The 13,065-nt window shown below is 37.0% G+C and carries 16 protein-coding genes; 3 read left to right on the forward strand and 13 right to left on the reverse strand.

Annotated features, from left to right (window positions below; genetic code table 11):
• Positions 1-13: 13 nt before the first annotated feature.
• The 5 genes from FVB32_RS11030 to FVB32_RS11055 all read right to left on the reverse strand — a co-directional run bounded on the left by FVB32_RS11030 (position 14) and on the right by FVB32_RS11055 (position 4,734).
• Positions 14-238 (reverse strand): DUF2795 domain-containing protein, encoded by a 225-nt coding sequence (locus FVB32_RS11030; RefSeq protein ID WP_013551418.1) that lies wholly within the window; start codon positions 236-238, stop codon positions 14-16.
• Positions 239-360: 122 nt separating this feature from the next.
• Positions 361-921, reverse strand: coding sequence for a cob(I)yrinic acid a,c-diamide adenosyltransferase (locus tag FVB32_RS11035; RefSeq protein WP_147743854.1), 561 nt, complete (start codon positions 919-921; stop codon positions 361-363).
• A gap of 241 nt (positions 922-1,162) precedes the next feature.
• Entirely contained in the window at positions 1,163-1,447 is a 285-nt protein-coding gene (locus FVB32_RS11045; protein ID WP_147743856.1) for a hypothetical protein, read from the reverse strand.
• Between the two features lie 217 nt (positions 1,448-1,664).
• Positions 1,665-3,542 (reverse strand): ABC-F family ATP-binding cassette domain-containing protein, encoded by a 1,878-nt coding sequence (locus FVB32_RS11050; protein ID WP_147743857.1) that lies wholly within the window; start codon positions 3,540-3,542, stop codon positions 1,665-1,667.
• 22 nt (positions 3,543-3,564) lie between these two features.
• The gene (locus FVB32_RS11055) at positions 3,565-4,734 is read right to left on the reverse strand and encodes a lipoprotein N-acyltransferase Lnb domain-containing protein (RefSeq protein WP_187269559.1); all 1,170 of its coding nucleotides are present in this window, start codon (positions 4,732-4,734) and stop codon (positions 3,565-3,567) included.
• A gap of 101 nt (positions 4,735-4,835) precedes the next feature.
• On the opposite strand from FVB32_RS11055, the gene FVB32_RS11060 reads away from it, so the two are divergent.
• Positions 4,836-5,591, forward strand: coding sequence for a CDP-alcohol phosphatidyltransferase family protein (locus FVB32_RS11060; protein ID WP_147743859.1), 756 nt, complete (start codon positions 4,836-4,838; stop codon positions 5,589-5,591).
• On the opposite strand, the gene lptB is transcribed toward FVB32_RS11060, so the two are convergent.
• The 4 genes from lptB to FVB32_RS11080 are packed head-to-tail and all read right to left on the reverse strand — an operon-like array spanning position 5,588 to position 8,527.
• Positions 5,588-6,328 carry an LPS export ABC transporter ATP-binding protein gene (lptB, locus tag FVB32_RS11065; protein WP_147743860.1) on the reverse strand — a complete coding sequence of 247 codons (741 nt, stop codon included), beginning with the start codon at positions 6,326-6,328 and terminating at the stop codon, positions 5,588-5,590. The genes FVB32_RS11060 and lptB overlap by 4 nt on opposite strands.
• A gap of 57 nt (positions 6,329-6,385) precedes the next feature.
• Positions 6,386-6,736 (reverse strand): carboxymuconolactone decarboxylase family protein, encoded by a 351-nt coding sequence (locus tag FVB32_RS11070; RefSeq protein ID WP_147743861.1) that lies wholly within the window; start codon positions 6,734-6,736, stop codon positions 6,386-6,388.
• Positions 6,726-7,562, reverse strand: coding sequence for a twin-arginine translocase subunit TatC (gene tatC / locus FVB32_RS11075; RefSeq protein ID WP_147743862.1), 837 nt, complete (start codon positions 7,560-7,562; stop codon positions 6,726-6,728). Before tatC ends, FVB32_RS11070 begins: the two co-directional genes overlap by 11 nt.
• Entirely contained in the window at positions 7,562-8,527 is a 966-nt protein-coding gene (locus FVB32_RS11080; protein ID WP_147743863.1) for a KpsF/GutQ family sugar-phosphate isomerase, read from the reverse strand. Before FVB32_RS11080 ends, tatC begins: the two co-directional genes overlap by 1 nt.
• A gap of 190 nt (positions 8,528-8,717) precedes the next feature.
• Here FVB32_RS11080 and FVB32_RS11085 point away from each other — a divergent pair, with 190 nt between their 5' ends.
• Positions 8,718-10,919 carry an ATP-dependent DNA helicase RecQ gene (locus FVB32_RS11085; protein WP_147743864.1) on the forward strand — a complete coding sequence of 734 codons (2,202 nt, stop codon included), beginning with the start codon at positions 8,718-8,720 and terminating at the stop codon, positions 10,917-10,919.
• Here FVB32_RS11085 and FVB32_RS11090 read toward each other — a convergent pair.
• Genes FVB32_RS11090 through FVB32_RS11100 form a run of 3 tightly spaced genes read right to left on the reverse strand, consistent with a single transcriptional unit; the run spans position 10,916 to position 11,949 of the window.
• Positions 10,916-11,230, reverse strand: coding sequence for a CCC motif membrane protein (locus FVB32_RS11090; RefSeq protein WP_147743865.1), 315 nt, complete (start codon positions 11,228-11,230; stop codon positions 10,916-10,918). The genes FVB32_RS11085 and FVB32_RS11090 overlap by 4 nt on opposite strands.
• A 4-nt stretch (positions 11,231-11,234) precedes the next feature.
• Positions 11,235-11,561 (reverse strand): CCC motif membrane protein, encoded by a 327-nt coding sequence (locus FVB32_RS11095; protein WP_147743866.1) that lies wholly within the window; start codon positions 11,559-11,561, stop codon positions 11,235-11,237.
• Positions 11,562-11,571: 10 nt separating this feature from the next.
• Entirely contained in the window at positions 11,572-11,949 is a 378-nt protein-coding gene (locus FVB32_RS11100) for a DUF2752 domain-containing protein (protein ID WP_317132209.1), read from the reverse strand.
• Positions 11,950-11,971: 22 nt separating this feature from the next.
• On the opposite strand from FVB32_RS11100, the gene FVB32_RS11105 reads away from it, so the two are divergent.
• A complete protein-coding gene (locus FVB32_RS11105; protein ID WP_147743867.1) occupies positions 11,972-12,514 on the forward strand; it encodes a Smr/MutS family protein in 543 nt (180 codons plus the stop codon).
• Here the strand turns inward: FVB32_RS11105 and FVB32_RS11110 are convergent.
• Positions 12,511-13,029: a hypothetical protein gene (locus tag FVB32_RS11110; RefSeq protein WP_147743868.1), complete on the reverse strand. Its 519-nt coding sequence runs from the start codon at positions 13,027-13,029 to the stop codon at positions 12,511-12,513. The two genes, FVB32_RS11105 and FVB32_RS11110, sit on opposite strands and share 4 nt — an antisense overlap.
• Positions 13,030-13,065 lie beyond the last annotated feature (36 nt).

The following is a 13,065-nucleotide window of genomic DNA, read 5'->3' on the forward strand; positions in this document are numbered from 1 at the left end:
TGTTGTTATTGGATTAATACTCATCCTCATTCCAGAGGTAATCTTCCTCAGTGGGATAATCGGGCCATATTTCCTCGATGGACTCGTAAATTTCGCCACCTTCTTCTTCCATGGACTGCAAGTTTTCAACTACTTCCAATGGAGCTCCGGTACGGATGGCATAATCTATTAATTCGTCTTTGGTGGCTGGCCAAGGCGCATCACTTAAATATGAAGCTAATTCTAATGTCCAGTACATAGTAACGGTTTGATTTTAAATTTTTTGCAAAAATAATTTTTAAACTCAATTTGCCAAGCAAAATCGACATTATTTAAAAAAATATTTTCAACTTGTTAATCTGTAACGCAGAAAACAGGGATTTATTTGTCCACTTTTTCGGGAATCCACTTGACCTCTTCTGCCTGTAAATCCTTTGACAACTTTCGTGCCAAGACAAAAAGATAATCAGAAAGTCTGTTTACATAAGAAAGTAACCGCTCGGGTACGGGCTCATTTTCATGAAGATAAGAAATCATACGTTCTGCTCTGCGACAAACTGTACGGGCAATATGACAGTATGACACGGTGCTATGTCCGCCAGGCAGAATAAAGTGAGTCATTTCTGGAAGTTCTTCGTTCATTTGATCTATCTCTTTCTCCAGAAGCTCGATATCCTCAATAGCGATTTTAGGAATTTTCAACCGATTTTCTTTTTTAGGTTCCGTAGCAAGAATTGCCCCTACGGTAAAAAGCTTGTTTTGAATAAGCGCTAAAATTTCTTTGGAATTTGAATCCATTTTTTGGTCCCTGAGCAAGCCTAAAAATGAATTTAGCTCATCTATGGTGCCGTAACTTTCAATACGAATATGATGTTTGGGTACTCGTTTGCCTGTAAAAAGTGCTGTAGTAGCCTTATCGCCTGTTTTGGTATAAATCTTCATTATATCAGTGGTCAATTAACAATTAACAGTTATCAATGCCCAGTGTAAATTGTTCATTGCCCATTGTCAACTGTGTTTATCGTGTTTACGTTTGCCATCCATAAATTTGCGGGACTTTCTATTTCGTGTACCTCGTCTATTTTTAAAAAGGATTACCAAATAAACGATGGCCAAGACTCCTAAAATATAATATATGATGTCGCCCATAAAGGAAGTGCTTTAGATACTTAAAATTACTTTTTTAAATCCGGATGGTGAAATGTTCTTTTTCTTGTTCTTTCCTTATAAAAAGTATGCCTAAATGATACATATCAATACTGACAGTAATTTCTTTTAATGCAATAAGTTTTTCCCAATTATTTTGATTCAAGGCGTTCTGATGAATGGAATTTACCAACACCATACCGTTGTTACTGATTTTGTCATTTTGGATAGTGCTCAGAACAGAGTTGTAATCAGGGTTTTCAAAATAGACAAAATCAAATGGAGCCCTTTCATTAACTGGATAAGGTAAATTCGAATTCATAATTTTTTTAAAACCCTTATTAGCCAATACCGAAAAACCTTCACGATAGAAAAAAGAAACACTTTTTAGCAAGACATCTTCTGTTTTTGATTTTGACCTTTTTGGTTTGGAGTACAGGCATTTTGTAACATAATCATACACAAAAGGGGAGTGGACACCATGCTGATTGGTAGATTTTGACAAAAATTTTAGATATGCAAACAATCGATAGAACATGTTAACCTTCTAGAATAGCAGAAAGCTCAAACCAACGTTCTGTTTTGGTTTCAATGGTGTTTGAGATTTCCTTGAGTTCAATAGAAAGTTGCTTGATTTCATCACCGTCCAAGCTAGAATCTGTGAATTTATTCTGCAAAATTTCTTTTTGTTCTTCCAATTTTTGAATCACTTTCTCTAATTGGTTGTGCTCTTTTTGCTCTTGGTAAGTTAGCTTTCTACCATCATCCTTTTCCTTCCAACTTGTTTTTTCAGTCTTTTCCGTGCCATTGTTTTTAGCCTCTCGTGCTGCAATGGTTTTGCTGCTTTCATAAGCGCGGTAATCGGAATAGTTCCCGGGAAAATCTTCGATAATACCATCACCTTTAAAAATAAATAGGTGATCTACAATTTTGTCCATAAAGTAGCGATCATGGGATACAACGATCAAACACCCAGGAAAGTCCAATAAAAAACTCTCCAATACATTTAGAGTAACAATGTCCAAATCGTTCGTAGGCTCATCTAAAATCAGGAAATTAGGATTTTGAATGAGTACGGTACATAAGTACAGCCGTTTACGTTCTCCGCCACTAAGTTTTTCTACAAAATCATATTGCTTTTTTCTATCGAATAAGAATCGTTCTAAAAGTTGTTGTGCGGAGATTTGTTTTCCTTTTTTTAATGGAATGTAATCTCCAAATTCACGTATAACTTCAATAACCTTTTGTCCTTCCTTAACATGAATCCCTTTTTGGGTATAGTATCCGAACTTCAAGGTATCTCCCACAACCACTTTTCCACCATCTATAGCTTCTTTTTGGGTGATAATGTTTAAAAAAGTGGACTTTCCGGTTCCGTTTTGTCCAATAATGCCGACGCGTTCTCCTTTGGTAAAATTATAATCGAATTTTTCTAAAATGGTCTTTTCTCCATAAGATTTGGAAATGTTATGGAGCTCTAGAATCTTGCTCCCCAAGCGTTCCATATTCAATTCCAATTGTACCTGATGATCTGAACGTCTTTGATTTGCTTTCTGCTTTATTTCCTTAAAATCATCAATTCTGGATTTAGATTTAGTGGTTCTGGCTTTTGGTTGCCTGCGCATCCAGTCCAACTCTTTTTTAAAAAGCAGTTTTGACTTGTGCTGCTCAACTGCCTCTCGTTCCATTCGAGCTTCTTTTTCATTTAAGTAGTAAGAATAGTTGCCCTTATAGCTAAACAATTGGTTATTATCCAACTCTATAATTTCATTGCATACGCGTTCTAGAAAATAGCGATCGTGGGTAACCATAAAAAGCGTAATATTCTCTTTGGTAAAGTATGCTTCTAGCCATTCTATCATTTCTAAATCGAGATGGTTGGTTGGCTCATCCAATATGAGCAAATCTGGTTTGTTTAGTAGGGCATTAGCCAATGCCAGTCGTTTTTTTTGCCCTCCTGAGAGCATGCTTACCTTTTGATTTAGCTGGTCTAGGTGCAACTTAAATAGAATCTGCTTGTATTGCGTTTCAAAGTCCCAAGCATTATGGCGTTCCATTGCTTCAAATGCTTTTTGGTACTCATCTTCTTCTTCTGGGTTTTGAACCGCTTTCTCGTAGTTGGAAATTACTTTTAGAATTTCGTTGTCCGTACTAAAAATAGTTTCCTCAACCGTCAAAGCTGGATTTAGATTTGGTTCTTGTTCCAAAAAGGCAATTTGAATTCCCTTTCTGGTGGTAACTTGGCCGGTTTCGGAAGTGTCTTTTCCTGAGATAATGTTTAAGATGGAAGTTTTTCCACTTCCATTTTTTGCGATTAACGCAATTTTTTGGTCACTATTTATTCCAAAGGAAATATTGGAAAATAATGACAATTCCCCATAAGATTTGGATATGTTTTCTACGGTGAGCAGATTCATGGAAAAAAATTATCGTGACAAGTTACGGCTTTGAAAATTTAAGAATATAACCATAACGGACAGCCAAGGTTAAAAGCAAAGGAATTAACACAGGCGAAAAGATTTGAACCTTAAATATCCAAAGTAGAACAAGAATTCCTAAAAGAGCCAAAGCAATCTGTAAATACTTGAAAAACCATTTAGGGGGCTGGCTTTGAAAAACGAATATAAAAGCTACAATGAGATTCAAGGGAAAAGCCCATAGCATATTAAAGTTTTTGGGTGTTGAGGTGTGATCTGCGGCAACCCAAAGTAGCAACAAGAATGTGCCAATTAGCCCAGTAATTAAGAAAAGCGAGAAATCTAACCATTTGCTGCGTGCTTTGTGCTTATAATCTAAATAGGTTACAATTAAAGTGAATAAAAGCAATAGCGTAAACCAAAATAAAGGGGATAATGGGAAAAATCCATTTTTTGTATGCTCATTGTAATCGAGCACGGTGCGTTCTCTTTCTACCAAAGGTTTCCCACTTTTGGTTGTATTCTTTAATTGATTCATGGCATAGTAGGGTAAAAACATATGCTCTTGCAAAGTAGCTTTTCGGTCCACAACGGAGCCAAATGCGACATCTATTCCAAATGAAGCCCAAGAGTTTATCTCTAAGTTTTGCCTTACCAGCTGTCTAAAAGTGAACCTGTTTTCTAAGTGCGAATCATTAAAAACAATGGCATCACCAAATTGTTCCAATAAGATGTTTCCGGTTATACTAGAACAATTGTTTAGTAGAGGATCATATAAATAGTCCCTGTTTTCTGGTAGATAATTATTTTCAAAGAAGGCTAGCAACTTATTTTTTTCAGGTAAGGTCAAATCTAAAATCTGCTCTTTCACCCATCTTTTTTCCATTTCATAATCAAAAAGAAACCGATTAAAACTTCTTCTAGAAAGGGAGTAAATCATCTTCCCTTTAACAAAGTTCAAATAGAAATTTGGACGGTTAAAGTCGAAAGTGCCATAGTTGTAAACCACATCTATACCCAGTGCGGAGTCTTGAACCCTAAATGCACTATGGCCAAAGGCGTAATAAAGTTCATCTCCAGCAGCGCAAGTAAGCAAGCTTATTTGTGATTTATCTGAAAGTGTTGGGATTTGTGAAAGCCCATTTTTTCCAACCAGAAATAGTAGTGCAAAAAGTAAAATTCTATATTTCATTCGTGACGTTGTCAGAACAAATATCAGAATAAATAGTACATGTCTGGTTATGAAAATCCAGCACTTTGTTTTTTATGTTATTTTTACGAAAATCTAGCCAAATGAAGCAGTATGTTCCCAATTTTTTAACCTTACTTAATCTTTTTAGCGGTTGCATTGCGGTGGTCTTTGCGGTACTTAATCAATTGGAGTTGGCCGCCCTTTTTGTATTCATTGGAATATTTTTTGATTTTTTTGACGGTCTTGCGGCTCGTGTTTTGAATGTTCAAAGTGAGGTTGGTGTACAATTGGACTCTCTGGCCGATATGATTACCAGCGGCTTAGTGCCGGGTATCGTCATGTTTCAATTATTAAATATGGCCCATACAGGTGGATGGAATAGCTTTTTCTTTGAAGAATCGTCTTCTGCTATGGCATGGTCTGGAGTCAAGTTTTATACGCTTTCATTATCAGGATTTATTATCACCCTAGCATCTGCGTACCGATTGGCAAAATTTAATGTAGATGAGAACCAAGTTTCTTCTTTTAAAGGGCTTCCTACACCGGCAAATGCTCTTTTGATTCTTTCGTTACCGTTAGTTTTACTGTATCACAACAATGAGGTACTCAATGGAATTATTTTAAACCAGTGGTTTTTGATAGGATTGACCTTGGTAAGTGCATTTCTGTTGAATTCCAATATTGAACTTTTTGCCTTAAAGTTTAAAAATTGGAGCTTTAAAGACAATGCCGTGCGGTACTTGTTTTTGATAGGCAGCTTGGTGATGTTGTTAACGCTGAGGTTTTTGGCAATACCGTTGGTAATTGTATTCTATATCCTGGCTTCTTTGCTCAGTTCTAATTCTAAAAAGGCTTAAAAATCCAGCTTCTTTTTTCGGAGCTCAAAATTTTGTCCCAGATATACCTTGCGCACCATTTCGTCCTGAGCTAAATCTTCTGGAATCCCTGCTTTTAAAATACCGCCTTCAAACATAAGGTAAGACCGTTCTGTGATGGCCAAGGTTTCTTGTACGTTGTGATCTGTAATTAAGATACCAATATTTTTGTCTTTCAACTGTGCAACAATACGTTGTATATCTTCTACTGCAACTGGATCAACCCCTGCAAAAGGTTCATCTAAGAGTATAAACTTGGGGTCTGTGGCCAAAGCACGGGCAATTTCTGTTCTTCTGCGCTCTCCACCCGAAAGTAAATCACCTCTGTTTTTACGAATATGTCCTAAACCAAACTCGTCAATTAGGGACTCCATCTTCATATGTTGCTCCTTTTTGCTTAGTTTGGTCAACTGAAGCACACTAAGAATGTTTTTCTCAATACTTAACTTTCGAAATACGGATGCTTCCTGAGCCAAATACCCAATACCATTTTGAGCTCTTTTGTACATGGGAAAATTGGTAATTTCCATATCATCCAGATAGATATTGCCTCCGTTAGGTTTTATTAAACCAACAATCATATAAAAAGAAGTGGTTTTTCCGGCACCATTGGGCCCCAGCAAACCTACAATTTCACCTTGGTTTACTTCTAAGGAAATACCCTTTACAACTTTGCGGCCCCTGTAGGCCTTCATGATATTTTCAGCTCGTAGCTTCATAAGAATTCGCCAAAACTAAACATATTCTTTTTCTAGATTGTGGTCTTTGGGTTTTTTTTAAGCCTCGTGTTCTTCCAACGCTTCCCAAAACTCATATGCTCTTCTTAAATGCGGAATCACTATAGTGCCTCCAATTAAGGTCGCAATTCCTAAGGTTTCCATCACTTCTTCTTTGGTTGCCCCTTCTTTTTTAGAGCTTTCCAAATGGTATTTTACGCAATCGTCACATCGCATTACGGCTGAGGCAACCAGCCCTAAGAGTTCTTTTGTTTTTACATCTAAAGCGCCAGCCATAAAAGCATTGGTGTCTAGATTAAAAATTCTTTTGATGAGCTTATTGTTTTCAGCTAATAACTTATCGTTCATTTTTGCACGATAAGCATTGAATTCTTCAACTTTATTTGACATTTTCTGCTTCTTTTTTTGCGTCGCGTTTAATGACTAATCTGGAAATATAAATACTAGCTTGATACAGCATCAGCACGGGGATGGCCACAATTATCTGACTCGCCACATCTGGAGGGGTAATTACTGCACACAGAATCAATACCACGACCAAGGCAATCTTTCTATATTTCTTCAATATTTCTGGAGTAACCAATCCTACTTTGGTCAAAAAGTATATAATGATAGGAAGCTCGAACATTATTCCGCAAGCAATAACAGAGGCTCTTACCGTTGCGATAAAAGAGCTGATATCGATTTCATTGAGTACTTCCTTACTTACCTGGTACGTGCCTAAAAAGTTAATGGATAAGGGTGCCACTACATAATACCCGAATAATACCCCAAGAAAGAATAAAAAGGAAGCTGTAAAAATGAATCCCTTGGAATGCCTACGTTCATTTTTATGCAATCCGGGACTGATAAATCGCCATACTTCCCATAATACATAAGGAAAGGCAAGAATAAAGCCCGCCCATATAGAAGTCCATATGTGGGCAGAAAACTGCCCAGCCATGGTTCGGTTTTGTATGGTAAATGGTAAAGCATCTCCACAAAACTCAGAAGTAATATTAAAAAATGTGGCTATTTTACAGAAAAACTGATAGGTTGGAAAGCTCATTTTTTTAGGACCAAAAATGACCGTGTCAAAAATGAAATCTTTCATTACAAAAGCGACACATGCCACCAAAACAATAGCGATGACAGATCTAATTAAATGCCATCTTAGTTCTTCCAAATGGTCCAAAAAGGACATTTCGTCTGGGTTTTGGTTTACTGTTTTTGCCATTACAGAATACCTTCGTTTATAAGATTATGGATGTGTACAATTCCTGCGTATTGTTCGTTTTCAAAAGCTAAAAGTTGCGAAATGCCTTTTTCCTGCAACATTTTTAATGCATTCACCGCTAAAGTGTCCACTGCTATGGTTTTTGGATTGGAAGTCATGATATCTTTGGCGGTTAATCCACTGATATTATCATATTTGCTCAGCATTCTTCTAATATCCCCGTCGGTTACTATGCCAACAAGGGTATCCTTATCCATTACCGCGGTAACGCCAAGCATTTTTTCCGAAATTTCAACGATGACTTCTTTTACGCTTGAATCAATATCTACTTGTGGTTTTTGATTGTTTACTACAATGTCTGCCACCCTTAAATACAATTTTTTGCCCAAGGCGCCCCCAGGATGATATTTTGCAAAATCTGCGCTGCTAAATCCTCTTAGCTCCAACAGACTAATAGCAAGTGCATCTCCCATTGCTAATTGAGCTGAAGTGCTCGTAGTTGGAGCTAGGTTATTGGGGCAAGCTTCCTTTTCAACAAAGGTACTGATGGCCCAATCCGCCTGCTTGGCCAACATGGAATCCATATTGCCCGTAATACCGATTAATTTATTTTTCCCAATTTTGATTAAAGGAAGCAATGCTTTTATCTCAGGCGTATTTCCACTTTTTGAAATACATACCACAACATCATTCTCCTGAATAGTGCCTAAATCTCCATGAATAGCATCTGCAGCATGCATAAAAATGGCAGGAGTTCCAGTAGAATTAAGGGTGGCTACTATTTTTGATGCTATTATGGCACTTTTACCAACTCCAGATACGACGACCCTTCCTTGGGAAGCTAATATGTGTTGTACGGCATGGGCAAATTGCTCATCTAGAAGATTAACCAGATTTTGTATGGCCTTACTTTCCGTTTCAATGGTTCTCTTTGCAATGGATAAAATAGACTGAATGTCGCTCAAGGTAATAAACAGATTATCTAATTGTATTCCTAAAAGAATGTATTATATTTAAGATTACAAAACTAAACAAACTATCTCTTACTAACCATTTAAGGGAGACAGAATGCTTCTTCTTTTAAATAGACATTCAAAATTAGAAATTTTAATAACCTTCAATATAGGTTTATTGTTTTAAATCGAACATAAGGAAATGGGTTTTACAAACTCCGATTTGCACTCTTCATTAAAAAAATACTTTGGTTTTTCACAATTCAAAGGGCTACAGGAAAAAGTAATACAGAATATACTTGAGAATAAGGACACGTTTGTAATTATGCCAACAGGTGGAGGTAAATCGCTTTGCTACCAGTTGCCTGCAATCATGAAAGAGGGGACTTCCATTGTAGTGTCACCGCTAATAGCACTAATGAAGAATCAGGTAGATGCCATTAGAGGAGTATCCGAACATCATGGTATAGCCCATGTACTAAATTCTTCTTTGACCAAAACGGAAGTAAAACAGGTTAAAGAGGATATTTCCAGTGGCATTACAAAGTTGTTATATGTTGCCCCAGAATCTTTGACGAAAGAAGAAAATATAGAATTTTTAAAGGGTGTTCCGCTTTCTTTTGTGGCTGTTGATGAGGCACACTGTATTTCGGAATGGGGGCATGACTTCAGACCGGAGTATAGGAACCTTAAAAGTATAATCAATCGCCTAGGCGAGAATATCCCAATTATTGGACTGACTGCAACGGCAACTCCAAAAGTTCAGGAAGATATCATCAAAAATCTTGGAATGACGGATGCCAAGGTATTTAAGGCTTCGTTCAATAGGCCTAATTTGTTTTATGAAGTGCGCCCTAAAACTCAAAATGTGGACGCGGATATTATCCGATTTGTAAAGCAAAATCAAGGAAAATCAGGGATTATTTACTGCCTGAGCAGAAAAAGGGTAGAAGAACTTGCGCAAGTATTACAGGTAAATGGTGTAAGTGCTGTTCCTTATCATGCTGGTTTTGATGCCAAGACCAGATCGAAGTACCAAGATATGTTTTTGATGGAAGAGGTGGATGTTGTAGTTGCTACAATAGCCTTTGGGATGGGCATAGATAAACCAGATGTCCGTTTTGTAATACATCATGATATTCCAAAAAGTATAGAAAGTTACTATCAAGAAACTGGAAGAGCGGGAAGAGATGGTGGTGAGGGACACTGTTTGGCATTTTATGCATACAAGGATGTGGAAAAGCTAGAAAAATTCATGTCGGGAAAACCAGTGGCCGAACAAGAAATAGGCAATGCACTGCTACAGGAAATCGTTGCATACGCCGAGACCTCAATGTCTCGCAGAAAATTTATCCTCCATTATTTTGGAGAAAATTTTGATGCTGTAAATGGGGATGGTGCCAATATGGATGATAATGCCAGAAATCCGAAGAAAAAAGAAGAAGCGAAGGATGAAGTGGTAAAACTTTTAAGTGTAGTACAAGGCACAAATGAAAAGTTTAAGACCAAGGAAACCGTTAAAATATTGGTCGGAAAAGTAAATGCAATGATTTCATCCTACAAAACAGATGAAAAGGATTTTTTTGGAATAGGTTCTGAAAAAGATGAAGGTTATTGGATGGCTTTGACGAGACAGGTTTTGGTTGCAGGATTGTTAAAAAAGGAAATTGAACAGTACGGTATTTTGCACCTCACAAAAAAGGGAGTAGAATTTATAAATGCTCCATCATCATTTATGATGACTAAGGATCATGTCTACAGTGAGGAGAACAATGACGCCATTATTACAGCCAGCAAGTCTGGCGGGGGCGCTGCCGACAATAACCTGCTGAAATTATTAAAAGACCTTCGTAAAAATGAGGCAAAGAAAATTGGCGTTCCACCTTTTGTAGTATTTCAAGACCCTTCTTTGGATGATATGGCCTTAAAATATCCCATTAGTATGGAGGAGTTGCTAAATATTCATGGGGTAGGTGAGGGTAAAGCCAAAAAATACGGAAAACCTTTTATAACTCTGATTGCCAACTATGTTGAAGAGAACGATATAGTTAGACCAGATGATTTGGTTGTAAAAAGTACTGGAGCCAATTCAGGATTAAAACTATATATTATCCAAAATGTTGACAGAAAATTGCCCTTGGACGATATCGCTTCGGCAAAAGGATTGGAATTACCATCCCTAATTAAGGAAATGGAACAGATTGTCTTTAGTGGCACAAAATTGAATATTGGCTACTGGATTGATGAAATTCTGGATGAAGACCAACAAGAAGAAATCCATGACTACTTTATTGAAGCAGACACGGATTCCATTTCTGAAGCCGTAGAAGAATTTGATGGTGATTATGAAGACGAAGAGTTACGGCTCTATCGTCTCAAATTCATTAGTGAAGTCGCTAACTAAAACTCTCCACTCCATTCCCCACTACCTGCAACCATTGCTACGATAAATCCAAAATAAAGAATAAATAGCAATAGGTAGACCAAGGATAGACCAAGGCCTATATAGGCTAATATTTTGCCTGTTTTTATATTACTATAGTCACTATAGTTTTCTGGACTTTGCATATACAAAGCATTGGCTGTTTTGGCTTTTACAAGGGCAATTATGCTAAAAATAATTCCGAAAGGGCCACAGCAAAATATGGTGCCAACAACGGAGATAATCCCCATTGTTAGCACAGTGCTTGCCCCTGGTAAAGGTTGTTGACTCATAGTTTTATTGGTATTGTTCTAATAATTCTTGCATTCTCTCAGGGTCTTGCAATGTTTCCCATCCAAAGTAAGATACGGCCCAAATGATGTAAGCAAGGAAGAGTACATTAAGTACAATACCTATAATGGCCAATATTTTACCTGTTTTTACATTTTTAAAGCCCTCATACATTTCTGGGTTTTCCATGTAAAGCTTAGTTGCCTTATTGGCTAAAACCAAAGCAATAATACCGAAGATTAGTCCTAATACACCATAACAACAACAGGTGACAATTGAAATAATACCAAAGACTAAGATCAGTGTTGAATTTGGGAGTTTTTGTTGTTCCATAATTTAAATATTAATTGAAAAAATTGTTCATTTTTAGAATATAGCTAACGATAATAGTTCCAGCAGTCAAAAGCATCAAAAACAACTTTATGTGATGCGCATATTTGAATTTTACAAAGATGTTGGAAACCAAAAAAGTTAAGAGAATAAGGATTGGGTAAATGGCAGGGTACATTTTAAACGCTGCCACAAAATCACCATGAAAAAGTAAATGGACCGCCCGTTGCATACCACATCCCGGACAGTCTATACCAAACAACTTTTTGTTAAGACAAGGAAGCATATAGTCCTTGGTAATAAGCAATACATGGGTAAGTTGTTGATACATGGTTGTGGTTACGGCCAAGAAAAATACTACTATTTTTGCTATTGGTATTAAACTTTTCAAACTTTTTTAGATAGAAATCTCTATGGCGTTCTTTGTTATTGGTGATCAAGTTGAGGTATTGGATGAAGCCATTTCTGGAACCGTAGAGGCGGTACATGGAGACATAATTACTTTGATTACGGATGAGGGCTTTGCCATGAAATACACATCAAAAGAATTGGTCAAGATAAGCGGAGAGATTCATGTCACTAATTTTGAAGCCGCCCAAATAAAGAAGGAAAAGGACCTTTCAAAAAAGAAAACCTTTCAAATTCCTAAACCCAAAGAGCGAAATGCTCCAAAAATGGAAGTAGATCTTCACATTAACCAACTGGTGAAATCCACCCGGGGGCTTAGCAATTTTGAAATGCTGAACATTCAGTTAGATGCCGCTAAAAGACAATTGAACTTTGCCATTGCCAAACGCATTCAGAAAGTTGTCTTTATTCATGGTGTTGGTGAAGGGATACTCAAAGAGGAGCTTTATTATCTGTTCAATAAGTATGATAATCTAAAGTTCTATGATGCTGATTACCAAAAATATGGCCTGGGAGCAACCGAAGTATATATTTTTCAGAATAGCTAGTTGGCAATTACGGTGGTCACCTCCCCAAATTCATCAATGGTCAAATTCGTAATGCGCTCTCCAGCAGAATTTACAAAAGAAACACCGCTCAAACGTATGGTATGGACAAAGTTGGTGCCATCTGCATCACTTACCGTTTCAATGATGACCGAACCGTCTTCAGCTTCAATTTCTTCAATTACTGTTGGCGTTACAGGTGGGATTTCATCACAGAAATATGCCGTGGATACGTTATCGGAAAAAATACGGTATGTAATTTTTGATTGACTCGGAACAGTACTTTCCGTGGTAATAGTTTCATTCAATACACCATTATTTAATACGCCACTTTGTAAATTCAAAATCAATGCTTCATCATCATTGATCTTAAACAAAATGTTATCGGAGTCGGCTTGGGGGTCGGTACAAAATTGAGCGGTAACACTATCAAAATCTATACTTTCTATTTGCAAGTCACCATCACTGCATGAAATTAAGGCGCATAGTAGTAGATAGGGAAGGAAAAATTTTCTCATGCTTCAAATTTAAAGGAATTCCGTTTTAATACCCTA

The organism is Flagellimonas hymeniacidonis (assembly GCF_008040165.1).
In the GTDB taxonomy this organism is placed as follows: domain Bacteria; phylum Bacteroidota; class Bacteroidia; order Flavobacteriales; family Flavobacteriaceae; genus Flagellimonas; species Flagellimonas hymeniacidonis.

Bases quoted from the DNA above. Each gene is read 5' to 3' on its own strand.
- FVB32_RS11035 (WP_147743854.1), bottom strand. From the start codon at position 921: ATGAAGATTTATACCAAAACAGGCGATAAGGCTACTACAGCACTTTTT.
- FVB32_RS11030 (WP_013551418.1), bottom strand. From the start codon at position 238: ATGTACTGGACATTAGAATTAGCTTCATATTTAAGTGATGCGCCTTGG.
- FVB32_RS11050 (WP_147743857.1), bottom strand. From the start codon at position 3,542: ATGAATCTGCTCACCGTAGAAAACATATCCAAATCTTATGGGGAATTG.
- FVB32_RS11055 (WP_187269559.1), bottom strand. From the start codon at position 4,734: ATGAAATATAGAATTTTACTTTTTGCACTACTATTTCTGGTTGGAAAA.
- FVB32_RS11045 (WP_147743856.1), bottom strand. From the start codon at position 1,447: ATGAATTCGAATTTACCTTATCCAGTTAATGAAAGGGCTCCATTTGAT.
- FVB32_RS11090 (WP_147743865.1), bottom strand. From the start codon at position 11,230: ATGAGTCAACAACCTTTACCAGGGGCAAGCACTGTGCTAACAATGGGG.
- FVB32_RS11095 (WP_147743866.1), bottom strand. From the start codon at position 11,561: ATGGAACAACAAAAACTCCCAAATTCAACACTGATCTTAGTCTTTGGT.
- FVB32_RS11085 (WP_147743864.1), top strand. From the start codon at position 8,718: ATGGGTTTTACAAACTCCGATTTGCACTCTTCATTAAAAAAATACTTT.
- FVB32_RS11110 (WP_147743868.1), bottom strand. From the start codon at position 13,029: ATGAGAAAATTTTTCCTTCCCTATCTACTACTATGCGCCTTAATTTCA.
- tatC (WP_147743862.1), bottom strand. From the start codon at position 7,562: ATGGCAAAAACAGTAAACCAAAACCCAGACGAAATGTCCTTTTTGGAC.
- lptB (WP_147743860.1), bottom strand. From the start codon at position 6,328: ATGAAGCTACGAGCTGAAAATATCATGAAGGCCTACAGGGGCCGCAAA.
- FVB32_RS11105 (WP_147743867.1), top strand. From the start codon at position 11,972: ATGGCGTTCTTTGTTATTGGTGATCAAGTTGAGGTATTGGATGAAGCC.
- FVB32_RS11060 (WP_147743859.1), top strand. From the start codon at position 4,836: ATGAAGCAGTATGTTCCCAATTTTTTAACCTTACTTAATCTTTTTAGC.
- FVB32_RS11070 (WP_147743861.1), bottom strand. From the start codon at position 6,736: ATGTCAAATAAAGTTGAAGAATTCAATGCTTATCGTGCAAAAATGAAC.